The 22,687-nt window shown below is 66.0% G+C and carries 22 protein-coding genes and 2 pseudogenes; 11 read left to right on the top strand and 13 right to left on the bottom strand.

The genetic code is table 11. The annotated features are described in order from the left end of the window. Nucleotides 1-22: 22 nt before the first annotated feature. The 3 genes from AC1DBN_RS09570 (at nucleotide 23) to rplI (ending at nucleotide 1,441) form a co-directional block, all read left to right on the top strand. Complete coding sequence (locus tag AC1DBN_RS09570) at nucleotides 23-604, top strand: single-stranded DNA-binding protein (protein ID WP_015939035.1); 582 nt, start codon at nucleotides 23-25, stop codon at nucleotides 602-604. 127 nt (nucleotides 605-731) lie between these two features. After that, nucleotides 732-971 (top strand): 30S ribosomal protein S18, encoded by a 240-nt coding sequence (gene rpsR, locus AC1DBN_RS09565; RefSeq protein ID WP_003800144.1) that lies wholly within the window; start codon nucleotides 732-734, stop codon nucleotides 969-971. A gap of 17 nt (nucleotides 972-988) precedes the next feature. Further along, entirely contained in the window at nucleotides 989-1,441 is a 453-nt protein-coding gene (rplI, locus tag AC1DBN_RS09560) for a 50S ribosomal protein L9 (protein ID WP_015939034.1), read from the top strand. Nucleotides 1,442-1,505: 64 nt separating this feature from the next. Here the strand turns inward: rplI and AC1DBN_RS09555 are convergent, their stop codons facing one another. Further along, nucleotides 1,506-1,928, bottom strand: a complete 423-nt coding sequence (locus AC1DBN_RS09555) for a DUF1801 domain-containing protein (RefSeq protein ID WP_477723074.1) — start codon at nucleotides 1,926-1,928, stop codon at nucleotides 1,506-1,508. A gap of 57 nt (nucleotides 1,929-1,985) precedes the next feature. Here AC1DBN_RS09555 and AC1DBN_RS09550 point away from each other — a divergent pair, with 57 nt between their 5' ends. Then, nucleotides 1,986-2,837, top strand: coding sequence for a PhzF family phenazine biosynthesis protein (locus AC1DBN_RS09550; RefSeq protein ID WP_477723073.1), 852 nt, complete (start codon nucleotides 1,986-1,988; stop codon nucleotides 2,835-2,837). Between the two features lie 137 nt (nucleotides 2,838-2,974). Continuing rightward, nucleotides 2,975-3,601 carry an FMN reductase gene (locus tag AC1DBN_RS09545; protein ID WP_477723072.1) on the top strand — a complete coding sequence of 209 codons (627 nt, stop codon included), beginning with the start codon at nucleotides 2,975-2,977 and terminating at the stop codon, nucleotides 3,599-3,601. Between the two features lie 46 nt (nucleotides 3,602-3,647). Here AC1DBN_RS09545 and AC1DBN_RS09540 read toward each other — a convergent pair whose 3' ends face one another. Next, on the bottom strand, nucleotides 3,648-4,220 hold the full coding sequence (locus AC1DBN_RS09540; RefSeq protein WP_477723071.1) for a hypothetical protein: 573 nt from the start codon (nucleotides 4,218-4,220) through the stop codon (nucleotides 3,648-3,650). 804 nt (nucleotides 4,221-5,024) lie between these two features. Between AC1DBN_RS09540 and dnaB the strand changes: the two genes are divergently transcribed. Next, nucleotides 5,025-6,410 (top strand): replicative DNA helicase, encoded by a 1,386-nt coding sequence (dnaB, locus tag AC1DBN_RS09535; protein ID WP_015939029.1) that lies wholly within the window; start codon nucleotides 5,025-5,027, stop codon nucleotides 6,408-6,410. 28 nt (nucleotides 6,411-6,438) lie between these two features. Here dnaB and AC1DBN_RS09530 read toward each other — a convergent pair whose 3' ends face one another. From AC1DBN_RS09530 to AC1DBN_RS09515, 4 genes and pseudogenes are all read right to left on the bottom strand, one after another. After that, nucleotides 6,439-7,410: an acyl-CoA thioesterase gene (locus tag AC1DBN_RS09530; protein WP_477723070.1), complete on the bottom strand. Its 972-nt coding sequence runs from the start codon at nucleotides 7,408-7,410 to the stop codon at nucleotides 6,439-6,441. A 139-nt stretch (nucleotides 7,411-7,549) separates the two neighbouring features. Beyond that, a pseudogene (locus tag AC1DBN_RS09525) lies at nucleotides 7,550-9,364 on the bottom strand (rhamnogalacturonan lyase); the annotation flags it as partial. Nucleotides 9,365-9,994: 630 nt separating this feature from the next. Further along, nucleotides 9,995-11,953, bottom strand: a pseudogene (locus AC1DBN_RS09520) (SGNH/GDSL hydrolase family protein); the annotation flags it as partial. Between the two features lie 318 nt (nucleotides 11,954-12,271). Continuing rightward, entirely contained in the window at nucleotides 12,272-12,706 is a 435-nt protein-coding gene (locus AC1DBN_RS09515; protein WP_091716865.1) for a DoxX family protein, read from the bottom strand. A gap of 192 nt (nucleotides 12,707-12,898) precedes the next feature. Between AC1DBN_RS09515 and AC1DBN_RS09510 the strand changes: the two genes are divergently transcribed. From AC1DBN_RS09510 to AC1DBN_RS09500, 3 genes are all read left to right on the top strand, one after another. Further along, nucleotides 12,899-14,251 (top strand): MATE family efflux transporter, encoded by a 1,353-nt coding sequence (locus AC1DBN_RS09510; RefSeq protein WP_477723069.1) that lies wholly within the window; start codon nucleotides 12,899-12,901, stop codon nucleotides 14,249-14,251. 26 nt (nucleotides 14,252-14,277) lie between these two features. Then, on the top strand, nucleotides 14,278-14,868 hold the full coding sequence (locus AC1DBN_RS09505) for a hypothetical protein (RefSeq protein ID WP_477723068.1): 591 nt from the start codon (nucleotides 14,278-14,280) through the stop codon (nucleotides 14,866-14,868). Between the two features lie 101 nt (nucleotides 14,869-14,969). Continuing rightward, nucleotides 14,970-15,338 (top strand): hypothetical protein, encoded by a 369-nt coding sequence (locus tag AC1DBN_RS09500; protein ID WP_091716859.1) that lies wholly within the window; start codon nucleotides 14,970-14,972, stop codon nucleotides 15,336-15,338. Here AC1DBN_RS09500 and AC1DBN_RS09495 read toward each other — a convergent pair. Further along, nucleotides 15,335-15,880 carry a CGNR zinc finger domain-containing protein gene (locus tag AC1DBN_RS09495; protein ID WP_091716857.1) on the bottom strand — a complete coding sequence of 182 codons (546 nt, stop codon included), beginning with the start codon at nucleotides 15,878-15,880 and terminating at the stop codon, nucleotides 15,335-15,337. The genes AC1DBN_RS09500 and AC1DBN_RS09495 overlap by 4 nt on opposite strands. 71 nt (nucleotides 15,881-15,951) lie before the next feature. On the opposite strand from AC1DBN_RS09495, the gene AC1DBN_RS09490 reads away from it, so the two are divergent. Then, complete coding sequence (locus AC1DBN_RS09490) at nucleotides 15,952-16,992, top strand: EamA family transporter (protein WP_477723067.1); 1,041 nt, start codon at nucleotides 15,952-15,954, stop codon at nucleotides 16,990-16,992. A gap of 172 nt (nucleotides 16,993-17,164) precedes the next feature. Here the strand turns inward: AC1DBN_RS09490 and AC1DBN_RS09485 are convergent, their stop codons facing one another. Further along, nucleotides 17,165-17,428 (bottom strand): WXG100 family type VII secretion target, encoded by a 264-nt coding sequence (locus tag AC1DBN_RS09485; RefSeq protein WP_045731203.1) that lies wholly within the window; start codon nucleotides 17,426-17,428, stop codon nucleotides 17,165-17,167. 224 nt (nucleotides 17,429-17,652) lie between these two features. Here AC1DBN_RS09485 and AC1DBN_RS09480 point away from each other — a divergent pair, with 224 nt between their 5' ends. Then, nucleotides 17,653-17,925, top strand: a complete 273-nt coding sequence (locus AC1DBN_RS09480; RefSeq protein WP_015939020.1) for a DUF2277 domain-containing protein — start codon at nucleotides 17,653-17,655, stop codon at nucleotides 17,923-17,925. A 27-nt stretch (nucleotides 17,926-17,952) separates the two neighbouring features. On the opposite strand, the gene AC1DBN_RS09475 is transcribed toward AC1DBN_RS09480, so the two are convergent. The 5 genes from AC1DBN_RS09475 to AC1DBN_RS09455 form a co-directional block, all read right to left on the bottom strand. Continuing rightward, entirely contained in the window at nucleotides 17,953-20,265 is a 2,313-nt protein-coding gene (locus AC1DBN_RS09475) for a heavy metal translocating P-type ATPase (protein WP_091716855.1), read from the bottom strand. Between the two features lie 37 nt (nucleotides 20,266-20,302). Then, on the bottom strand, nucleotides 20,303-20,542 hold the full coding sequence (locus AC1DBN_RS09470; RefSeq protein WP_091716853.1) for a heavy-metal-associated domain-containing protein: 240 nt from the start codon (nucleotides 20,540-20,542) through the stop codon (nucleotides 20,303-20,305). Nucleotides 20,543-20,615: 73 nt separating this feature from the next. Continuing rightward, nucleotides 20,616-20,981 carry a metal-sensitive transcriptional regulator gene (locus AC1DBN_RS09465; RefSeq protein WP_091716851.1) on the bottom strand — a complete coding sequence of 122 codons (366 nt, stop codon included), beginning with the start codon at nucleotides 20,979-20,981 and terminating at the stop codon, nucleotides 20,616-20,618. Between the two features lie 316 nt (nucleotides 20,982-21,297). Next, the gene (locus tag AC1DBN_RS09460; RefSeq protein WP_091716850.1) at nucleotides 21,298-21,813 is read right to left on the bottom strand and encodes a universal stress protein; all 516 of its coding nucleotides are present in this window, start codon (nucleotides 21,811-21,813) and stop codon (nucleotides 21,298-21,300) included. A 52-nt stretch (nucleotides 21,814-21,865) separates the two neighbouring features. After that, complete coding sequence (locus AC1DBN_RS09455; protein ID WP_091716848.1) at nucleotides 21,866-22,621, bottom strand: class F sortase; 756 nt, start codon at nucleotides 22,619-22,621, stop codon at nucleotides 21,866-21,868. Nucleotides 22,622-22,687: the final 66 nt, after the last annotated feature.

The following is a 22,687-nucleotide window of genomic DNA, read 5'->3' as shown; positions in this document are numbered from 1 at the left end:
GGATCGAACAAGGAGGCAGTAGATGGCAGGCGAGACCACCATTACGGTCATCGGTAACCTCACCAATGACCCGGAATTGCGGTTCACACCGTCAGGTTCGGCAGTAGCGAACTTCACCATCGCTTCCACCCCGCGTACCTTTGACCGCCAGTCCAATGAGTGGAAGGACGGGGAAACCCTGTTCCTCCGCGCTGCGGTGTGGCGTGAAGCGGCCGAGAACGTAGCGGAGTCCCTGACAAAGGGCATGCGCGTCATCGTTACCGGCCGCCTGAAGAGCCGTTCCTACGAAACAAAAGAAGGCGAAAAGCGCACCGTTATCGAGCTTGAGGTCGATGAAATCGGCCCCAGCCTGCGCTACGCAAACGCCAAGGTCAACCGCACCCAGCGCTCCGGCGGTCAGGGTGGCGGCGGCTTCGGCGGTGGCAACAGCGGCGGTGGCTTCGGCGGCGGCAACTCTGGTGGAAACCAGGGTGGCAACTCCGGCGGTAACTGGGGTGGCGGCGGCGGCAACCAGCAGGCTGCACAGGACGATCCCTGGGCAACGCCCGGTGTCTCCAATGCAGGTGGCTGGGGCAACGGCCCCGACTCCGAACCGCCCTTCTAAAAAATCATCTCGGCCCGGCGTCGGGACCGCGGCACTGTGCCATCCGGCATGGTGTCGGGTATCGCCGTCGGACCACCACCATCCCGTGGATCAATATCCACGGGCTCCCTAGAATAGGAGCTCCACGATGGCTAAGGCTGAACTCCGTAAGCCCAAACCAAAGTCCAACCCCTTGAAGGCCGCTGACATCACTGTCATCGACTACAAGGACGTAGCATTGCTGCGCAAGTTCATCTCCGACCGCGGAAAGATCCGCGCCCGTCGCGTCACCGGCGTCACGGTCCAGGAACAGCGCAAGATCGCACAGGCAATCAAGAACGCCCGCGAAGTTGCCCTGCTGCCTTACTCCGGCGCTGGCCGCGGTTAAGGAAGGGATTTACTAACATGGCAAAGCTCATTCTGACCCACGAAGTCACCGGTCTCGGTGCTGCCGGCGATGTTGTCGAGGTCAAGGACGGTTACGCACGTAACTTCCTGCTGCCCCGCAACTTCGCCCTGACCTGGACGAAGGGTGGCGAGAAGCAGGTTGAGTCCATCAAGGCTGCCCGCGCCGCCCGCGAGCACGCTTCCCTGGAAGATGCTCAGAAGCAGGCCGCTGCACTGCAGTCCAAGCCTGTCCAGTTGGTCGTCAAGGCCGGCGAAACCGGACGCCTGTTCGGCACCGTCAAGCAGGCCGACGTCGCCAACGCTGTTGAGGCCGCAGGCCTGGGCAGCATCGACAAGCGCAAGGTTGAACTGCCGGTCCACATCAAGTCGGTTGGTTCTTACCAGGCCAACGTCCGTCTCCACGAGGATGTTGCCGCTGTGATCGAACTCGACGTAGTAGCCGGAAAGTAATTTCTGACTGCACCGAAGACCCCCGCTGCCGGATAACGGCGGCGGGGGTCTTTTGCATCTGCGGTCAGGGCCGGTGGAGTTGGGCCATTACATGGTGGTAGCCGCTCCTGATCATGGCCTCCAGTACCTGGCGGTCAACATCTGCCAGCCTGTTGATGTACAGGCAGGCGGCGCCGGTCTTGTGCTTGCCGAGGGCTTCAAGCTGCGGCCCGGCATCGGGTCCGTACGTCAGTCCGTACAGGGCAAGGTTGGCCTTCCGCGGGGAATACCCGACGGCGGCTGAGTCGCCTTCCCTGCCGGTGGCATACCTGTAGTGGTAGCTGCCGAAGCCCACGATTGTGGGTCCCCACATCACTGCCTCCTGGCCTGTGATGTCCTGCATCAGCTCCAGCAGCTCGAAACCATCGGCCCTGCGGACCGGGTGTTCCACCCTTGCCAGGAAGTCGTTGACGTCAGCCCCGGTAGGGGCGGTCTTGTTCTCTGCCATGGACGTAGTGTGGCAGACGCCGCCGGGGTGCGGCCACACCGGTGATAGCCTGCACCGGTGACCAACCAGAGCCTGCGAATCCGCCCGTTCCACCAGGCCGACGTCTTTTCCGCCGAACCGTACCGCGGCAACCCGCTGGCTGTGGTGGTTGACGCCGAAGACCTGTCCGCGGAGCAGATGCAGCACTTCGCCAACTGGACGAATCTTTCCGAGACCACGTTCCTGCTGCCGCCCACGGACCCTGAGGCGGACTACCGGGTACGCATCTTCACCGGCACCGAGGAGTTTCCTTTCGCCGGCCACCCGACGCTGGGCTCTGCGCACACCTGGCTTGAGGCCGGCGGCGTGCCGAAGTCGGCCGACTGGCTGGTGCAGGAGTGCGGGGCCGGGCTCGTGCGGATAAAGCGCGACGGCGGGCGGCTCGCCTTCGCCGCGCCGCCACTCACGCGCTTCGAACCCGTGGACAGCTCTGTCCGCCGGCAGCTGGCCGCCGCTCTTCGGCTGCCCGGGCCCGACGTCCTTGATGCGTCCTGGCTGGTCAACGGCCCCGAGTGGATTGGGGTTTTGCTGGGATCGGCTGAGCAGGTCCTGGCCCTCGAGCCGGACCTTGCTGCCATGGGGAGCCTGAAGGTCGGGGTTATCGGCCCGCACCTGCCGGGCGGGGACGCCGATTTTGAGGTCCGTACCTTCATCCCGGGCGATGCCATGGTGGAGGATCCCGTGACGGGCAGCTTCAACGCAGGCGCCGCGCAGTGGCTGATCAGCACCGGGCGGGCGCCGGAGCAGTACGTGGCGGCACAGGGCACCGTGCTGGGCCGTGCAGGCCGCGTCCACGTCTCCGCCGAGGGGCCGAACATCTGGGTGGGCGGCCACTCCGCCACCTGCATCCGCGGGACTGTCACGCTGTAGATTCCCTCTTCGCGGGATGGCTCCGGACCGCAGCCCTGCTTGGGGATCCTGCGCAGGGAATACTCCAGAAGCGACGCCTGTTCATCAAGTAGATGCAAATGCATGTACGATGAGTGAACCAGCAACAGGAGAACGCCATGGAAACCCGCCGCATCACCGTCCTTTCCGCCGGACTCGGCGTCCCGTCGTCGAGCCGCCTTCTTGCCGACCAGTTGGCGGCGTCGGCCAAGCGGCAACTGGAGGCCGCCGGATACAGCGTGGAAGTGGAAACCGTCGAGCTGCGGGACCTGGCGGTGGACATCGCCAACAACTTCGTTACGGGCTACGCAGCCCCGCGCCTGGCCGACGTGATCGCCGCGGTTGAAGCTTCAGACGGCATCATCGCGGTGTCCCCGGTGTTCAGCGCCTCGTACAGCGGGCTCTTCAAGTCGTTCTTCGACGTGCTGGACCCCAAGTCACTGGACGGCAAGGCGGTCCTGCTGGGCGCCACCGGCGGCACGGACCGGCACCAGATGGTTCTGGACTACGCCATGCGCCCCCTGTTCAGCTACCTCCGCACCCGGATTGCAGCCACGGCCGTGTTCGCCGGGCCACAGGACTGGGGCGCAGCGAGCGACGCCGGCACCTCCCTGGCCAGCAGGGTGGACCGGGCATCCGGCGAGTTTTCGCAGCTCCTGGAAGGGCTGCAGCCGGGCCGCAAGCTGGCGCCCATGGAATCCCTTCCGTTCGAGCAGCTGCTCGCGGGAATCTCAGGAACCAACTGACCAACCGATCGGCTCTGAGCCGGCCGGCCTGCGGGCTGGCCGGCGCTTAGTCGTCGAGGAGTTCGATGAACTCCCGCGCCTGCTTCATGGAAATGTCTGAGTGGCGCGTCAAGGCTGCAGCGGCTGCCTCTGCATCCCCGTTGCGGGCCAGTGTGCGGATCCTGCCGTAAATCTCGTCATTGAGCATGTTGCTGCTGACTTCGCGGGTCACGTCGCCCTTGCTGGCGATGGCCCGGTAGCGGTACGGGAAGCGCTGCGGCTCGTCGTCTTCGTCGTCCTCCGGTGTGCTTCCGGGGGCTGCCGGGCTGCGGTAGGGCTGGGGGTGGGAGGCCAGGGCCCCGACGGCGTCGCGGGAGGCACGCAGGCCGTCTCCGGTCGCCTCGTAGTACAGCTTGGTGGCGGCCATCGCCTGCCCTTGAGCGATCAGCGCATATATACGTCGGTGTTCTGCTTCGGACAGCTTGGCGGCTGCGGTCCGGGCCAGCTCTGCGGCGCCAGGGGCGGGCTGCTGGGGAGCGGCGTCATGCGCAGCCTTCCTCTTGCCCAAGGCGCGGGAAGCCAGTACAACGGCAACTGCCACAGCCACAAGGATGAGGGCGGGGATGACTAGCGATTCCATGGTTCTAAAGCCGTTCTCTATCTACCTGCTGCTGCGGATGTGGCCGGGATCGCTGCGGAAAGGACCCGGGGCCGGCGGACGTCACAAGACCCCACATAATCACCACCAGGACAATCGCAGGCAACAGAACCAGGAGTAGTTCGCCCATACCTACGAGCTTAGGGCAGATCCGGGTTATCCACAGCAATATTCACCGCGCTGCATGCTCGGCCCACTGGCCGCCGGGCAGTCCTTCGAGGGAATATGAAATCCGTCCAAAGGGCCCGGATGAGGTGTGTCACGGATGCCGGCAACACGCGCAGGAGCGGCATGTTCCGACACGCCGCTGTGGATGAAATTCCACAAAAGAAATATTTGCTCCACATGCCGTGTGAAGAGTTTTCGCAGGTCAGAGCCATTACGAGGGCCAAACTTTTTTCTTTTCCACAACTTTTCACACAGGCTGTGCACAAGCTATGCCGGTTAGTGCACAGGTTATCCACAGGCAGTCCCGGTGGTGGACTTTGCGGTGGGGCCGGGGGCCGCTAGCGTGGCGGGGTACCTGTTCCGGGGATCAATTGCGGCCCGCGGACCTGCATCGAAGGCAGGCCGGACAGCTGCGGTAAACCCCAGGGGAGGGGTCTCTGTGGAAAACCTGTGGATTTGGGGATAACTCCTGTGCACAAGTCGGGTCGGAGGCCAGGTCAGCCGCAGTGTCGGACCCTGCCGGTAGACATTGGACAGGTGGCGGACCCGGATTTCCGGCGAAGCCTTTGCAGGACGGCAACCACCGGGCGCGCCCGGTAACTATGGAGGACGGCAGCTTTGTCAATCGCGCATCTGGACGAGGTCGAAACTACCCGCGGATCAGACGCGAGCCGAAAGCCTCCGCAGGACATCCCGGCTGAGCAATCCGTCCTGGGCGGCATGATGCTGTCCAAAGATGCCATCGCCGACGTTGTGGAGATCCTCCGCGGCCAGGACTTCTACCGCCCTGCCCACGAAACCATTTACGAAGCGATCATCGATCTTTACGGCCGCGGTGAGCCCGCGGACGCCGTCACCGTCTCTGACGAGCTGACCAAGCGGGCCGAGATCAACAGGATCGGTGGCCCGGCCTACCTGCACGAGCTGATCCAGACTGTTCCCACGGCAGCCAACGCCGGCTACTACGCCGAAATCGTTGCCGAACGTGCGGTGCTGCGCCGTCTCGTCAACGCCGGGACCAAGATCGTCCAGCTGGGCTACGGCTCAGACGGCGAAGTGGAGGACCTGGTCAACCAGGCCCAGGCCGAGGTCTACGCTGTTGCCGAGCGCCGGACGGCTGAGGATTACGTGGTCCTGAAGGACGTCATGGAATCCACCGTGGACGAGATCGAGGCCTCCGGCCACCGTGGCGAAGGCATGGTGGGTGTACCCACCGGCTTCTATGAGCTCGACGAACTTACCCACGGCCTGCACCCGGGCCAGATGATCGTCATCGCAGCCCGTCCCGCGGTGGGCAAGTCCACCTTTGCGCTGGACTTCGCCCGCTCGGCGGCGATCAAGAACAACCTGGCCACCGTCATGTTCTCCCTGGAAATGGGCCGGAACGAGATTGCCATGCGCCTCCTCTCGGCCGAGGCAACCATCGGGCTGCAGGACCTCCGCAAGGGCACCATCAAGGACGAACAGTGGTCCAAGATCGCCACCACCATGGGCCGCATGAACGACGCTCCGTTGTTCATCGATGACAGCCCGAACATGTCCCTCATGGAGATCCGGGCCAAGTGCCGCCGCCTGAAGCAGCAGCATGACCTCAAACTCGTCATCCTCGACTACCTGCAGCTCATGAGCTCCGGCAAGAAAGTGGAGTCGCGCCAGCAGGAAGTCTCCGAGTTCTCCCGTGCCCTCAAGCTGCTGGCCAAGGAACTCCAGGTGCCGGTCATCGCCCTGTCCCAGCTGAACCGTGGCTCCGAGCAGCGGCAAGACAAGCGCCCCATGGTCTCGGACCTCCGTGAATCCGGCTCCATCGAGCAGGACGCCGACATGGTCATCCTGCTGCACCGTGAGGACGTCTACGACAAGGAATCCCCGCGCGCCGGTGAAGCCGACATCCTGATTGCCAAGCACCGTAACGGCCCCACCAAGGACATCGTGGTGGCGTTCCAGGGCCACTACTCCCGGTTCGCCAACATGGCCGGTGACGCCGGCGGCGGCGGAGGCTTCTAGGCCGGACGCCGGAGTGGCTGGCCCTGGGTCAGTCCTTGGCCAGAAGGTGGTTTGGCATCCGGTTCCCCGGCGCTGTGCCCCGGATCTCCAGCAGTTCCCGCGCGTGGGCGTGAAGCCGCTTGTCTTCGTCGCTGAGCGGCACCCAGGCCGGGATCGGCACTGAGTTGCCTGCGCCGTCGCGCGCCACCATGACCGTGAGGCAATACGTGGTGAGGTTCAGTTCACGGCCCTTGGGATCGCCGGAGCGGACGTGGACGGCGATGTGCATCCCCTTCGTGCCGGTGTAGACGAGGCGGGCCTCCACCTCCACCACGTGCCCGATCAGGAGGGGCCGGTAGAACCGGACACCGCCGGAGAACACCGCCACCGTGTCCTTGCCGCAGTAGCGTGACGCGCAGACGTAGGCGGCCTCATCGATCCACTTCATGACGATTCCGCCGTGGACCTTGCCGCCCCAGTTCACGTCGGTGGGTGCAGCCATGAAGCGCAACGTCACCCGCTCGGCCGTTCCGGCGTCGGTATATTCCTGATGGTTCATTGCTTCGACGATCTGTTCCCGGACCTTGATCCGGGCCAGGGCGTGGTCGCGCTGTTCGATCTCCGCGGCGCTGACGGGCTCAAACTGCTTGACCGGGGTGGGCTTGCCGTCCTCGCCCACCGCCACGAAGATCACGATGCACTGGCTGCGCATGGTGGCGGGGCCGCCCTTGGGGTCGCTGGAGGAGACCACGGTGCGGATGTGCATGGAAGACCGGCCGGTGTACACGATGGTGGCCTCCACCTCCACCATGTCGCCGCTGTTGACGGGGTCCGCGAAGTGGATGTTGCCCACGTATGCCGTGACGCAGTAAGACTTCGCCCACCCCACGGCGGCGGCGTAGGCGGCCTTGTCCACCCACTCCAACACCGTCCCGGCATCCACGGAGCCGCTGTGGCCAACGTCGGTGGGTGCCGCCAGGAAGCGGAGGGTCACGGAGTTGGGCGCACCGGTCTCAGTCATGCTGCCGATCATACTGACGCAGCCGGTTACCGGCCGGTTCGGCCGCAACAGACCGCGTCCGGCCGGAAATTTGACCGGAAAAGCGGCTGCCCCGCCCGCCTGGAGGGCGGACAGGGCAGCGCTATGGGGGAATCGCAGGCTAGCCGGCGCGGGTGTAAACGATGTCGGGCTGGGTGGGAAGCTCCATCCCTTCGCCGATGAAGAATCCCGGATGCGGCGGCTGGTTGTAGGAGATGTTCTCCCGTGCCACGGACAGCCGGTACACCGGATCGTGCATCAGGGTGCGGAGCCGGATGTCTGTCCCTGAACCTGTGGTGTAGATTCGCAGCTCCGTGCTGTCTGCCGAAGGCCAGGCGATCTCTTCCCGCCAGTCACCCAGGAGGTCGGCCTGGATGGCCGGGGTTCCCTTGGTGCCGTTGTTGGACTTGGCGCCCGTGGCGGTCAGCAGCCGGTCGCTGGATTCGGTTTCCCAGTTCCACTTGGCGATGCTGGGCGTGCCCGTGTTGGTCGTGGCGTTCCAGTCGTGATCGACAATCTCGCGAAGGAGGTCGCCGTCCCACCAGGCCAGGAAGTTGGCGGCGGGGATTTTCTCCGCGATCAGTTCGCCCTTGGCGGACCGGAGCTGGCCGACGGGGGAGTTCCAGGCGGCGTCACCGCCGATGGCCCAACCCTCGGCACCGGCGTAGCGCGGATCGATGTCGCCCATCGCAGCGCGTCCGGTGTCCTTCACTGCCGGGATGCTCCACAGGATTTGGCCGGTCTTCGAATCGCGGAAGGTGGCACCGAGGTTTCCACTGGACCCCATGTCCTCATGGGCGGCGAACGTTTCCAAGCCCGGACGGGACGGATCGAAGTCGCTCGTGTGGATGGCATCACCGTGGCCCAAACCGGTGGTGTACAGCGGCTTGCCGTTGTCATCGATGGTCATGGAACCGAAGATGAATTCGTCCTTCCCGTCGGCGTCCACGTCCGCCACGGAGAGGTTGTGGTTGCCCTGTCCACGGTACTGCGCACCGGCGATGTCCGAATCGAATGTCCAGCGCTTTGTGATCTTGCCGTTCACCAGGTCGTAGGCGGCCAGCACAGCGCGGGTGTAGTAGCCGCGGCTGAACATCATGGACGGGCGTTCCCCGTCCAGGTATGCCACGGCGCCCAGGAAGCGGTCCACGCGGTTGCCGTAGGCATCGCCCCAGGCGCCCACGTCGCCGCGCGGCGGGTCGTAGGCCACGGTGTCCATGATGGTGCCGGTGGCCCCGTGGAACACCGTGAGGAACTCGGGTCCGCTGAGCACGTAGCCGCTGCTGTTGCGGTAATCCGCGCCGGCGTTTCCGATCACTGTTCCAGCTGCGTCCCGGGTGCCGTCAGCAGTCTTCATGGCTACCTCGGCCTTGCCGTCGCCATCGAAGTCGTAGGCCAGCAGCTGTGTGTAGTGGGCACCTGCACGGATGTTTTGCCCCATGTTGATTCGCCACAGCCTGGTGCCGTCCATTCGGTAGGCATCCACGTACACGGTTCCCGTGTAACCGGACTGGGAGTTGTCCTTGGCGTTGGACGGGGACCACATCTGCAGGATCTCGTAGGTGCCGTCGCCGTCCAGGTCGGCCACGCTGGAGTCGCCCGCCGAGTAGGTGTATGGCTGCCCGTCCTTGGTGTAGTCGTCCGCCGGCTTGTCCAGTTTCACGGACAGGTAGCTCTGCGCCAGCGGCGTGAACTCCTTGGTCAGCTGGTCACCGCCGGCGCCAACCGCCTTGATGACGTATCGCGAGGAGACCGTGCCGGCCGGGTCAAGGAACGTAGTGCTGTTGCGGATCGGCTCTTTGGTGATCTTGACGCCGTCGCGGATGACGTGGAAGCCGATTTGCTCGGGGTCCAGGCCCAGCATGCGCCAGCCCACACGGACGCCGCCGTCCACCAGCAACGCAACAGGAGCGCGGTCGAGCGTCTCCATCTGCCGGTTCATCACAGTGATCTTTTCGGTACCTACCACAGGCGACGGGGCTGACTCGCCGCCCTTGTTCACGGTGGTGACACGGTAGTAGTACTTGATGGTGGTCAGCACTGTGTAGTCGGTGTAGTTGACCTCCGAGGCCCTGCCCACGTATTCGAAAGGACCGTCCGGGGAGGTGGCGCGGTAGACCTGGTAGAAGGCAGCGTTTGACACCTTTTGCCATTTCAACGTGGCGCTGGTCTTCTCAACTGCCTTGACGTCCACCTTGCCGGTGGCCCCCGGGACGGGCGCCTTGGGATCCACCAGTGCGGTCTCCACGGTGTTGGAGGGCACTGACTCGAGACCGGTGTTGTCCAGGGCGGTCACGAAGTACTTGTACTTCAGCCCGGCCAGTGCGGTGGTGTCGTGGAAGGCGGGCACGGTGACGTTCTCGGCCACCAGATGCGGTTCTGTTTCAAAGGACGCCTGCCGGAAGACCTTGTAGCTGGCGGCATCACCCACTGCGTCCCAGGCGAGGTCCACGGTCGCGGGTTCGGCCGTTGCGTCCACGGCCGTGGTGCGCAGGTTCGTTGGTCCCACCAGCAGTGGGGTGACTTCGAGGCCATTCAGGCGCTGGCCGGAGCCGCTGATGGTCAGGTTGAGCTGCCCGTCCGAGACCAGGACCTGGTTGATGATCTTGGTGGCCGAGGAGGCCCGGCTGGAGGACACCTGCCCGAACGGGATGCCTTCGGCGGCAACGTCGGTGCGCGTGGAGCCGATCCAGTCGCTGTGATAGGTCTTCAGGGCGTAGGTGCCGTTGGGTACGTCCAGCTGGAATTCGAAGCTGGTGCCGCTCAGCACGAAGTCCCGCAGCAGGTTGCTGGTCACGGCGCCGCGGTCCCTGTCGCTGAGGACAGAGACGTCCTTGAACCCGAACGTGCGCTCCGGGGTGTATCCCATGGTGCGGTTCACCTCCGTGTAGCCGGACTCCACGGGAGCACCCACCGGGCCGAAGTCGAACTTGTACTTCGCCTGCTTGGTGGATACGGACAGCGTGTCGCTGGGCTCGGAGAGGCCCTTTCCATTCATCGCCGCGACCCGCACGCTGTACGCAGTGCCTTCTGCCAGCCCGGTCAGGTTGGCGGTTGGCACCGTTGCGGTGGTGGTGAGCTGGAAGGCGCTGTCAGGTTCGGAGGCCAGCTTGCGGTACACCTTATAGATGTCCGCGCCGTCAACCGGCTGCCATTTGAGCAGCGCCCCGGCGTTGGAGACACTGCCCGCCACCAGTCCCTGCGGCTTGGCAGGAACGGACGACGGCGGGACCATCTCCTTGACACGCGAGGCCAGGGGAACGTTGAGCTGCTTCACGCCGCCCGCAACCAGTCGGGCGATCTGGATGGCGCCGTATTCCTGGAAGTGGGTGTTGTCGGCAGTCCCCGTGGGCCGGTTCGGGTACACGCCTGCGTCCACATGAAGGAAGACGGACTTGGTGTCCTCGGGACCGATTTGGTCGTAGTACGCGCGGCTGGACGCGGACAGATCCACCACGGCCACGTTTTCCTCAGCGGCGAGTTCCTGCATCTTGGACACGTATTCCGGGAAGCTGACCCGGAATTTGCCGGTGGCCTCGTCGTAGTCGCGCCGTCCAACCGGCGTCACCAGTACGGGGATGGCACCGCGCTGGCGTGCGCCGTGGACATAGGTGCGCAGGTATTCCTTGTAGTCGGCGGGGGAGGCGTATCTGTCGTCCACGCCGACGGTCGCGTCGTTGTGGCCGAACTGGACCATGAGGTAGTCCCCGGGGTTGATGACGCGGAGAACCTCGTCGAGTCTGCCCTGGCTGATGAAGTTCTTGGAGCTCCGTCCGCCGATGGCGTGGTTGCGGAACGTGACGGCACTATCGAAGTACCGGTCGATCATTTGGCCCCAGCCGGCCTGCGGAACGAACCCGGGATCGTAGGTCTGGACTGTGGAATCGCCGGTAAGGTACACGGCCGGATCGGTGGTTGCCGCCCGTGGAGCCCTGGCTGCGATGACGATGGAATTGATCTTGGCTGCGGTGCCGCTGAAATCTAGGTTCAGCTGGCCGTCAACCAGTGAGATGGGGAATTCCATCTCAAGATATTGGCTGGCGGGCTTGTCCGTGAGCTGGACTTTGGCCATGTTCTCCGCGGTGATCGCGATGTTGGTCGCTTCCACGGCGTCGCCCGCGATCAGTTTGACCGTGTAGTCGCCGTTCGGCAGGTCTACCAGGAAGCTGCTGCCCTGGGCCTGAACAAAGTCGGACCGCAGGGCGTCGCCGGTGCTGCGGTCGGCGCCGGAGGTGGCTGCGGTGTCTGTGAAGCCGAATTTTCCTGCGGCAGAATACTGAGTGCCTGCTTCGACGCGCGTGTAACCGTCAGCGGTGGAGCCGGGGCCAAAGTCGAATTTGAATCCGCTGCCAACCGGTGGAGGCGTGGTATCCGCGTGGACTGGCGGCAGGCCGGCGAGGGCGATGGCCGCGGACGCGGCTGCGGCAGTTACCACCTTGGCGCCGGTTCTCCGTAGCGTTCGCCGCCCGGGCGGCGGGCCTTCAGGTTGGAGCGGTACGGCTTGCTGGGTTTGTCTCACTGTCATCTCCTTCGATGAGTGGTGCAAGCGGTCCCAGCTGGGCCTTGGAACGATTCAAACAGAACTGCAAAATTTCGGGAGGCGCGCAGTTGCCGAGGGGTTCCAGGGAGTCCGGTGGAAGGTGCGGCTGAGACCAGGGGTGCGATGCTGCAGCTTTCACTGCAACAGACATTGGTCTATCAGGCCGCCCAATTTCAGGGCAAGCGTTTTCCCATCTTTCCCGAATCTTTTTGTTGGAAAATGTTCGGCTCCGTGATGGATGTTGCCATAGATGCCGACGGCGGCCACGCACCGTGGTGCGCAGCCGCCGTCGGGCGTTTCGCTTTAGGCCAGGACTGCCAGCTTGGAGTTCCTGCGGCCGAAGAGGGCGCGGTCCACGGAGACGCGGCCGGCGCCGGTGAGGGCCAGTGCGAACGCGGCAGCTGCGAGGAGCAGAACCAGCTCGTAGCCGCCGTTGGCAGCGAAAACTCCGGCGGGAGCGTGCACCAGGAAGAGGGCGCCCAGCATGTCGATGGCCAGGAGGGCGGCCACCACGCGGGTCAGGATGCCCAGGACCAGGGCGATGCCGCCAGCGAATTCGAGGACGGCAACGGCCGGGGCCATCACATCGGCGGCAGGCACGCCCATCTTGGCGAAGGACGCCTGGGTGCCGGCAATGGTCCATTCGTTGAACTTCTGCCAGCCGTGGGCTGCGAAGAGGAAGCCCAGGACAATGCGGAGGGCTGTGATGGCGGTGGTGGTAAGGCGGGACTGGTTCATGGGGTTTCACCGTTTCGGATATCGGTCGGAGCTGGACACATGCAAGCAGGGGCCGGATCGCAGCGTTGAACCCCTCCAGTGTTTCGCAGGATTGGTTGAAGAGTCAACCAATCCGGGTGTTCTGTGGGATATGTCATGACCGTGACGTCACAGTGCCCCGGGTCCCCGCCCAGTGGCCGTTAAGCTGGCACGGTGTCCCAACCCTCCACTTCCGCGCCTGTAGTGTCGCGCCGCGGCAATGCCCGCGAGATCCTCCGTCTCGCCGTCCCCGCGTTCGGTGCACTCGTGGCCGAACCCCTGTTCCTGCTGGCGGACTCGGCCATAGTTGGACACCTGGGAGTGGCCCAGCTGGCCGGCGTGGGACTGGCCTCGGCCGTGCTGCACACCGTCGTCGGGCTGATGGTTTTCCTCGCCTACTCCACCACCCCTGCGGTGGCCCGGGCCATCGGCGACGGCCAGCTTGGGAAAGCGCTGGCGGCAGGGCGCGACGGCGTCTGGCTGGCCATGCTGCTGGGAGTCGTCCTGGCGGCAGCTGGCTTTGTGGCCGCAGAACCGCTGATCGGGCTCATCGGCGCAGAAGGCGAGGTGCGCGCCTTCGCTGTCGACTACCTCCGCTGGTCCATGCCGGGACTTGTGGCGATGCTGTTGGTCTTTGCCGGAACCGGCGTACTCCGCGGGCTGCAGGACACCCGCACCCCGCTGGTGGTGGCCACTGCCGGCTTCGGGCTGAATATCGTCCTGAACCTCTGGCTGGTTTACGGGCTTAACTGGTCCGTCACCGGCTCCGCGGTGGGCACCAGCGTGGCGCAGTGGTGCATGGCGGCGGTCTACGTGCTGATGGTGCGGCGCAACGCCGTCCGGCATGGCGTATCGCTGTTGCCCAGCTGGCGCGGCATCCGCAGCATGACCAGGGTGGGATCCTGGCTCATGCTGCGCACGCTCAGCCTGCGGGCCGCCATCCTGGTGACGGTCCTGGTGGTGACCGGGCAGGGTGCCATTAACCTGGCGGCACACCAGCTGGCAATGACCATCTTTTCCTTCCTGGCCTTCGCCCTGGACGCGCTGGCCATCGCTGCGCAGGCGCTGATCGGCAAGGAATTGGGCGGTTCGAACGCCGCCCGGGCCCGGGTGCTGACCACCACCATGATCCGCTGGGGCATCGGCTTCGGCGTGGTCACGGGGCTGCTCCTCGCGGCGGTGGCGCCGTGGGCGGGCGCCCTCTTCACCCCCGACCGGGATGTACAGGCCGCCCTGGCGGTTGCCCTGTGGATCCTGGCTGCGGGCCAGCCGATTGCGGGCTACGTGTTTGTGCTGGACGGAGTGCTGATTGGCGCGGGGGATGCCCGCTACCTGGCCCTGGCCGGCCTGATGAATGTTGCGGCGTATGCCCCGATGCTGGCGGCTGTCGCGTTCTCCGGAGTTTCAGGGGTTGCGGGGCTCGGCTGGCTCTGGGCGGCATTCTCCATCGGATACATGGCTGCCCGGGCGCTCACGCTGGGCTTGCGCGCCCGGAGCGACCGGTGGATGGTGCTGGGTTCGGCCTAACCGGGACGCGCAACTAAACTGGACCGGTGACACAACCCTTGACACCCGCAGGCGCCGCCCAGGGAACCGCCCCCCGCACTGACCTGTGGAAGCCGGTCCTGCTGCGCTCCGCCGCCTCGCTGGTCTTCGGAGCCGTAACGATTTTTTGGGCAACGCCCTCCGTGGAAGCCATGGGCTGGGCAGGCGGCCTGTACCTCCTGGCCATCGGCGCCATCACCCTCTGGGGTATCCCGGCTACCGGCTTCGGGCGCGACTCTGCGTCCGGCAAGCTGCTTTCGGCCGCCGGATCCGTGCTGGCGGGTGCGGGGTTCGCGGTGCTCCTGCTGCACAGCGACCTCCTGTTCGGTGTCATCGCGGCGCTAGGGCTCGGCGTCGCCGGAGCCCTGGAGCTGGCCTGCGGCATCCGGAACCGCGGCCGGCACGTCCTGGCCCGCGACTGGATCACCTCCGGCCTCATCAGCCTCGGAACGGCGGTGATCCTGCCGTTCTTCATCAGCCTCGGTGCGCACGCACTGCTGGGCGTGGCCGGCGGCGGGGCCATCATCCTCGGTGTGCTGTGGGCGCTGTCCGGGCTGACGCTCAGGCACGATTCCCGCAGTACGGCCGCTAAGCCGTAAACTAGGAAGGTCCCGGTTCTACTCGCTGTAGAAATTTTCCCGGGGCCACCCACAACGTACACCGGGCCGGCCATCCATGCCGCCCGCAGGGAGGACTTACCGTGGCAGACCAGCACCAGGGAAAACCGCGCAAGCTGCGGACCTCTGTGAAGGGCCCGCTGATGTTCTCCGCGTTTTGGGCCGTCGTGGCCTTCTTCGCCGTGGTCATTTTCGCTTCCGGCGGCAGCGCCCGCGCTCCGCGTTTCGACCTGGCCTTCACGGGTGCCGGGATCGCCTTCATCGTCACCCTGGTGATCGCTGCCATGCTGTCCATGAGCCACAAGGACAATGCCGAGCACCTGGGCAAGGGGTCCGGCGTCAACCTCAGCTCGGCCAAGAACACGTCCCACGGCTTCGGCGGGACCAAGGCCCCCGGCTCGCCTGAGCAGCAGGATCCCGACGGCGGCACTGAAGGTTCCGCAGGCCGCTAACCCGCCGCGGCCTGCCGTGCCCGGTAGGCCGCCACATGCGCCCGGTTGGCGCAGTTGCCCGTATCGCAGTAGCGCTTAGAGCGGTTTCGGCTGAGGTCCAGCACCGCCGCGTCGCAGTCCTCGGCCTCGCAGACGCGAAGCCTGTCCATCTCCTTGCTGCGCACCACATCCGCCAGTGCCATCGCGGCCTCCGTGCTGATCCGGTCCGCAAGCGGGGCCTCGGGCGTGGTGGCGTGCAAATGCCAGTCCCAGCCATCGTGCCTGACCAGTTGGGGGAGGGCGTTCGCGTCGCGGAGCAGGCGGTTGATCGTCGCCACGGCACCGTCTTCCCCCGCTACCCACGCCCCGGCCAGTTCCCCGCGCAGCCGCCGGACGCTGGCCAGCTCTGCCTCATCCCTGGCCCTGGAACCTGAGAACTGCTCCGCCGCCAGGAACCCGTCCAGATCCTGCTGGGATCCCAGGGCCTCGCGCCCGTTGGCACCGGAATTGATGAGGTTGACCACGCTGCGCAGCGCAACCTCAGTGTCAGGGGCAAATACCATCTTGACTCCTTACAGCGCCGAAGCGTACTGTCATGACCAATACCCCACTTTACTCCTGACAGGAGGCGACGGTGCCTGCCGCAAAGAACCATCCCGCCACGCCAAGCCTGGTGGCACCCCGGCGCAGTTTCCTGGCCTCCGGCCTGGGTGTCGCCCTGTTCTCGTCCGCCGTCTTCGGCACGTCGGGATCGTTCGGCAAGGCGCTCCTGGAAACGGGATGGTCCCCGGGCGCCGCCGTCACGGCACGCCTCACCGGCGCCGCGCTCATCCTCGCCGTCCCGGCGGTCATCGCCCTGAAGGGCCGCTGGCACCAGCTGCGGGACAACTGGCTCACCATTCTGCTCTTTGGCCTGATCGGCGTGGCCGCGTGCCAGTTGTTTTATTTCAACGCGGTGGAGCGGCTCTCCGTGGGCGTCGCGCTGCTGCTCGAGTACCTTGCCCCGGTGATCATCGTCCTCTGGATCTGGGCGGCCAGCCGCAAGCGTCCGCGCGCGCTCACCTTTGGGGGAACCCTGCTGTCGCTGGCTGGCCTGGTGCTGGTCCTGGATCTCACCGGTGCCGTGAAGGTGGACCCGGTGGGTGTCCTCTGGGGCATGGCCGCAGCGGTCTGCCTGGCCATGTACTTCTTCATTACGGCAAAGGAAAATGACAGCCTGCCGCCCCTCGTGCTGGCATCCGGCGGCCTGATGGTGGGTGCCGCCGTCATGTGGCTGGCCGGCGCCACGGGACTGCTGCCCATGGCGTTCAACACGGCGGACACCACACTCGGCCCCTGGGTGACCCCGTGGTGGGTTTCGCTGGCCGGCCTGGTGGTCCTGGCAACAGTGCTGGCTTACGTCTCCGGAATCATGGCGGCCCGCGCACTGGGCTCCAAGGTGGCCTCGTTTGTCTCCCTCACCGAGGTGCTGTTCGCCGTGATCTGGGCCTGGCTGCTGCTCGGCGAGTTGCCCGGCGCCATCCAGCTTGTGGGCGGTGTCCTCATCGTGGGAGGCGTCCTCCTGGTCCGGCTCGACGAACTCCGGGCCCCGGCCCCGCAACCCTCACCCGGCCAGCCGACGGCGAAGGCGGGCTCACCGCTCGAGCACGCGAACGACGTCGAACCCGTGCCCTGAGTGCCCCGGCAAGCGCGGTCTTCCGCGCACGGCTGTCCGGGGCAGGGGAGTTGGGCAGGTCCGCCGGCACCTGAACCGAGATTAAACGGGGGAGGGCCCGGACACCTTGCGGTGCCCGGGCCCTCGCCGTCTACAAACAGGTTCCTGGTGACAGGACCTGCGCAGCCAGTGCTTAGCGGGAAGCCTGGTCCTGCTCTTCGGCGTTGCGCTTGGCCTTGTCGCCGGCTTCCTTCAGTGCTTCAGCAACCTTGGTCAGCATGGTGGTGTGCTGGCCCGACCATTCGTTGCGGAACTTGTCAGCGTCGGGGCCTTCCCAGTTGGTGCTGCTCAAAACCTTGGTGAGAGTGGACTTCTGCGTCTCAATCTCGGACGCACCTGCCTGAAGCTTGCTGCCCAGCTGACGAAGCTGCTGAACGTCTGCACCCCAAATAGCCATCAGTATCTCCTTGTTGGTAAGTGGATCCGAACCAGGTCGGCATCCCCAGCGGCCCCCCGGCTCATCCGGAAGATCCATTGCCTAAAACCTATCCCGGCCCTCAAAGGAGTGTCGATGGGCACCCCTGCCCATGCTGTCCTCCCCATGGACGGACCTCCTCAACCTGCCCTTAAAGCAGGCCTCGAAGGGTCGATCTTAGGCGCTCCAGAGCCTAGCATGGCCCTATGTGCCGGAACATCCGAACCCTTCACAACTTCGAACCGCACGCCACCTCCGAGGAGGTGCACGCCGCCGCGCTGCAGTATGTGCGCAAGATCAGCGGGAGCACGAAGCCGTCCAAGGCCAACCAGGACGCTTTCGATGACGCGGTCCACGAGATCGCCCACATCACCCAGCACCTGCTGGACGCGCTGGTGACGCAGGCGCCGCCGAAGGACCGCGATGAGGAAGCCGCCAAGGCCCGGGCGCGCGCCGCCGTCCGCTACGGCGCAGCCTGAGCCCGCGCTGCGTCTGCAAAGAACCCGTTACTTTCCGAAGCTCCGGAGCCGCAGCGAGTTGGCCACCACCAGTACGGAACTTGCGGCCATGGCAGCACCCGCGATCATGGGGTTGAGCAGGCCGAGCGCTGCCACCGGGATCCCGACGGCGTTGTAGAAGAAGGCCCAGAACAGGTTCGTCTTGATGGTGGCCAGGGTCCTGCGGGACAGCTCGATGGCCTGCGCCACCTGGGCAAGGTCGTTGCCCATCACCGTGAGGTCTGCGGCCTCGATGGCCACATCCGTCCCGGACCCCATCGCGATCCCCAGGTCCGCCTGCGCGAGGGCTGCGGCGTCGTTCACGCCGTCACCGGCCATGGCCACTGTTGCTCCCGCGGCCTGCAACCTGCGCACGGCCTCCACTTTGCCTTCCGGCAGCACTCCCGCGTAGACATCAGCGGGGGGAATCCCGACGGCGGCAGCCACCTGGGCGGCCACCGCGGCGTTGTCTCCGGTCAGCAGGATGGGGCGCAGGCCAAGGTCCTTCAGCCGTGCCACCGCAGCGGCAGAGCCTTCCTTGACCGTGTCCCGAAGGCTGATGATTCCTGCGGGGACACCGTCCACGGCCACCCAGACGGCCGTGGCGCCGGCCGCTTCTGCTTCTGCCAGTGCCTCCAGCTGCGCCGGGGATGGCTCAATGCCGTTGTCGCGGAGCCAGCCGCTGCGTCCGGCCAGGACCAGCCTGCCCTCCACTGTTCCGGTGACGCCGCCGCCCGGTGCGGAACGGAAGCCGTCGACATTGGGCAAGCGGCTGTCGTCGTCCGCGGCACTGCCCGGGCCAGCGTGGGCGGCCTCCTTGGCCGCCGCCGCGATGGCCCGCGCCACGGGGTGTTCCGATGCCGCCTCCACCGCCCCGGCGAGCCGCAGCACCTGCTGCTCATCGAAGGGGCCGAACGCGGTGGTGGAGCCGACCGCCAGCACACCGGTGGTCACGGTGCCCGTCTTGTCCAGCAGGATGGTGTCCACCGTGCGGGTGTCTTCGAGGACCTGCGGCCCCTTGATGAGGATGCCCAATTGGGCCCCGCGCCCGCTGCCGGTCAGGAGCCCCACCGGTGTGGCGAGGCCCAGCGCGCACGGGCAGGCAATGACCAGGACGGCGACTGCGGCAGTGAAAGCCTGGCGCAACCCGGCGTCGCCGGCCTCAGGACCTGCCACAAGAAGCCACAGCAGGAACGTCGCCGCGGCAATGGCCAGCACCACCGGGACGAAGACGGCGCTGATGCGGTCCGCCAGGCGGGCGATGGGCGCCTTGCCTGTCTGCGCCTGCGAGACCAGGCGGGCCATTTGCGCGAGGGTGGTTTCGGCGCCCACGCGGGTTGCCCGGACCAGCAGCCTGCCCGAGGTGTTGATGGTGGCGCCGGTGACCTTGCTGTCAGGGCCCACCTCCACGGGCACCGACTCGCCGGTCACCAGTGAGGCGTCCACCGCTGAGGTTCCATCGAGGACCACGCCATCGGTGGCGATTTTCTCGCCCGGACGGACCACCAGGACATCCCCCACTTGGAGCCGGTCCGCGGGAACCCGATATTCCACCCCGTCACGAAGGACTGCGGCGTCCTTGGCACCCAGGTTAAGGAGGGCCTTGAGGGCATCCCCGGCCTTCTGCTTGGCATTGGCCTCCAGATAGCGGCCCAGGAGCAGGAAGGTGGTGACCACTGCTGCCACCTCAAAGTAGAGGCCGCCGGCGTCCATGCCCTCCATGCCCGGGTGCTCGGTCATCCGCGGATCGGCTGCCAGCTGCCAGGCTGAGAACAGGTAGGCTGCCGTGACGCCGATCGAGACCAGCGTGTCCATGGTGGAGGCCAGATGCCGGGCATTGACGGCCGCGGCGCGGTGAAACGGCCAGGCCGCCCACGTGACGACCGGCAGCGCCAGGGCTCCTGCCGCCCAGCCCCAGTGTGGAAACTGGAACGCCGGAACCATGGATACCAGGAACACGGGAACTGTGAGGATGGCGGCCAGGATCAGGCGCGGACGCAGCTGCGCGGCCGTGCCGCCGTGCGCCATGTGATGGTCAGTGCCACCCGCATCCGGTCCGCCGGTGTCCGCGGGGGCCGGCGGGGTGCGCACCGTGGCGGTGTAACCGGCGGCATTGACGGTAGCCACCAGCTGTTCGTCGGTGATTCCCGCCGGTGCCGTGACATGGGCTGATTCCAGGGGGAGGTTGACCGAGGCCGCCACGCCCTCCAGTTTGCCGAGCTTCTTCTCCACCCGGTTGACGCAGGAAGCGCAGGTCATGCCCTCGATGTCCAGTTCCACCACGCGGATACCGGACGGTTGCAGCAGTTCCTGGTGGTTCATGCCGTCCTCTCAGGGTTGGTGCGGTGCGCGGGGGTCCCTACGCTTCGTTGGCGACGACCAGGTAGCCGGCCTCGGCCACGGCTTCACCGATTTCGGAGGGTGACAGTTTGCCCGTGGAGGTGATGGTGACGGTGGAAATGCCGCCGGCGTTGAGGTCAACGTCCACGGCTTCGACGCCGCTGAGGGCTTCGAGCTCCTCACTGACGGCGGAAATGCAGTGGCCGCAGGTCATGCCGGAGACGCTGACTTTCGTGGTGGTGGGGGAGGTGGTGCTCATGGCTGCTCCTTCGTAGCGTCCGGCGGGTGGCCGGCATGGGTGGTGGGTCTGGCGTGAAAAATTCGACTGGCTGTCAGCGGAGCAGGCGGCCGATGGCTTCAGCAGCTTCCTTGACCTTGGCATCGATGGCTTCGGCGCGTGCTTCCGGGTCCGGCTCAGCAGCGGCGCCCACTACGCAGTGGCCGATGTGCTCTTCCACCAACCCCAGGCTGACGGCGTGCAGCGCCTTGGTGACGGCGGAAACCTGGGTGAGGATGTCGATGCAGTATTTGTCCTCGTCCACCATCCGTGCAATGCCCCGGACCTGGCCTTCAATGCGTTTGAGGCGGCGCAGGTAGGCGTCCTTGTTGGCCGTGTACCCGTGCTCCGGTGCGTGCTGCTCCTGCTCCTGCGCTAATTCCGAGGGTGGCGCGGCTTCTGCCTGTTCGGTGGCGTCCATGGATTCAATGTATACCCCATCGGGGTATCGGTACAAGTACCCCCCAGGGGTATCCGTGCCCAATGCGGTCAGGGCACAAAAAAGCTCCGGAGTGCGTTATTGGGGGATACGCACTCCGGAGCAGCTCTTGGGCAAACCCGGCATCCACTCTCCGCGGAACCGGCCTGCTTGATTCAGCTTACTGTCTGGTAGGCAACTCCGCCACCACCCGGAATAACTACTTTCGCTTTATTTTATCCGGCCCTGTTGGAGGCCCGCTTTGACGCCGTTCCAGGCCCTATTCCGCAGCCATTGGCGAGCTGGCCCGGCCGGTGCTTCAGCTGTCCTCGTGCGCCGGCATCCTGTACGGAACCACCAGGACCGGCAGGCTCTGGTGGTGGCTGAGCCAGGCGCCCACCGATCCGTTGAGCGCCTCCGAAAGCCGGTGTGAGAATCCACGTTCCGAGGTGCCCACCACGATCATGGGTGCGTTGGTTTCGGCGGCCAGCCGGGCCAACGCCCGGGCGGGATCCCCGGCGAGCGTGCGCAGCGTCCATGCCACCGCTCCGCTGCCGGCAGGCACCTTTTCCATCGCCGCCATGATGTCCGCCTTCAGTCCGGTGGTCAGGGCGCGGATGTCCCCGTCATCGGCGTCAGGATGGAGGGAAAGCCGGTGGGCGGAGCGTGCGGGGTCCCATTCCACCAGGTAGCTGGCCTCGTCCACATACGCGCAGACCAATGGCTGGCCCAGCCGGGCGGCCAGGCTGGCAGCGGTGTGGAGGACTTCCGGGTGCTGCTTCGGCATGATGCCCACCAGTAGCGGGGCGGTACCGCTGAACCGTTCCGATGTCATAGCCCATTGTCCGCCCGGGATGCGGCAGGTGAACAGGTCCCGCCGGCCCTTGTCAGGGGACTGCGGGGGAGGCGGTCACCACCACGTTCTTCCCCCACGGATCCTGCGTGTAGCAGCTGATGAGGACCAGCCTGTTGGGAACGATGTCCCAGATGGGACTGTCCTTGAGGCTGGCCTTCACGTAGGTGGTCACGGTGTCCACCCGGTAGGAGATTGCTCCAGTGCCGGTCTCCACGGTGAATGAGTCGCCCACGCGGGCGGCTGAACTCAGGTGGTTGAAGGGGGCGTCCGCGCCGTCCCAGCTGTGGCCGATGACGTACGTGGTGTTGGCGGAGTTGTTGCCGGGTGTTCCGTAGGGGGTGAGCCAGTAGGCGTCCTTGGTCTCCGGCGGAACGATGGTCTGGCTGGCAGCTGCGGCTGAATCAGGTTCCAGCGGGTGGACCGGCACGTCGAGATCGGCGGACGGGTAGCTGATGCGGACCGGTGCCGCCGCTTCCGGAAGTGCAGGCTCCGGTGCCGCCTGCACCGGTGTCGCTGTGGCAGGCAAGCCAAGTGCCGGCGTCGTAGTGCTGGACGCGGCAGCCGATATGGGCGCGGGAGTGGCGGATGGGACGGGTTCGGCGGTGGCCGGTGCGGCCGCCACGGCGTTGACGACGGCGGGAGGCGGGCCCTGCTGCAGGAGAGGGCCGCCGAACGTGATGCCCATGGCTGCCGTGACGCCGCACAGGAGGATCGCCAGGTCGGTGCGGTTCAGGCGCCAACACGGCCGCCGTGGCCGCGCGGCCCGGCGGCTGTTCTCCTCGGCCATGGCACTCCTCCGGTGGATCGCTGGTGATGGGAAGGAAGGCGTCCCGCCGGGCACTGGCGGAACGCC

The sequence above is a fragment of the Pseudarthrobacter sp. 10T415 genome (genome assembly GCF_056394175.1).
Note: the sequence above shows the minus strand (reverse complement) of the source record. Positions and strands in the feature narration are given on the sequence as shown.

Coding starts and splice junctions, on each gene's coding strand:
- AC1DBN_RS09570 (WP_015939035.1), top strand. CDS start 23: ATGGCAGGCGAGACCACCATTACGGTCATCGGTAACCTCACCAATGAC.
- rpsR (WP_003800144.1), top strand. CDS start 732: ATGGCTAAGGCTGAACTCCGTAAGCCCAAACCAAAGTCCAACCCCTTG.
- rplI (WP_015939034.1), top strand. CDS start 989: ATGGCAAAGCTCATTCTGACCCACGAAGTCACCGGTCTCGGTGCTGCC.
- AC1DBN_RS09555 (WP_477723074.1), bottom strand. CDS start 1,928: ATGGCAGAGAACAAGACCGCCCCTACCGGGGCTGACGTCAACGACTTC.
- AC1DBN_RS09545 (WP_477723072.1), top strand. CDS start 2,975: ATGGAAACCCGCCGCATCACCGTCCTTTCCGCCGGACTCGGCGTCCCG.
- AC1DBN_RS09540 (WP_477723071.1), bottom strand. CDS start 4,220: ATGGAATCGCTAGTCATCCCCGCCCTCATCCTTGTGGCTGTGGCAGTT.
- AC1DBN_RS09530 (WP_477723070.1), bottom strand. CDS start 7,410: ATGACTGAGACCGGTGCGCCCAACTCCGTGACCCTCCGCTTCCTGGCG.
- AC1DBN_RS09515 (WP_091716865.1), bottom strand. CDS start 12,706: ATGAACCAGTCCCGCCTTACCACCACCGCCATCACAGCCCTCCGCATT.
- AC1DBN_RS09495 (WP_091716857.1), bottom strand. CDS start 15,880: ATGGTATTTGCCCCTGACACTGAGGTTGCGCTGCGCAGCGTGGTCAAC.
- AC1DBN_RS09485 (WP_045731203.1), bottom strand. CDS start 17,428: ATGGCTATTTGGGGTGCAGACGTTCAGCAGCTTCGTCAGCTGGGCAGC.
- AC1DBN_RS09480 (WP_015939020.1), top strand. CDS start 17,653: ATGTGCCGGAACATCCGAACCCTTCACAACTTCGAACCGCACGCCACC.
- AC1DBN_RS09475 (WP_091716855.1), bottom strand. CDS start 20,265: ATGAACCACCAGGAACTGCTGCAACCGTCCGGTATCCGCGTGGTGGAA.
- AC1DBN_RS09470 (WP_091716853.1), bottom strand. CDS start 20,542: ATGAGCACCACCTCCCCCACCACCACGAAAGTCAGCGTCTCCGGCATG.
- AC1DBN_RS09465 (WP_091716851.1), bottom strand. CDS start 20,981: ATGGACGCCACCGAACAGGCAGAAGCCGCGCCACCCTCGGAATTAGCG.
- AC1DBN_RS09460 (WP_091716850.1), bottom strand. CDS start 21,813: ATGACATCGGAACGGTTCAGCGGTACCGCCCCGCTACTGGTGGGCATC.
- AC1DBN_RS09455 (WP_091716848.1), bottom strand. CDS start 22,621: ATGGCCGAGGAGAACAGCCGCCGGGCCGCGCGGCCACGGCGGCCGTGT.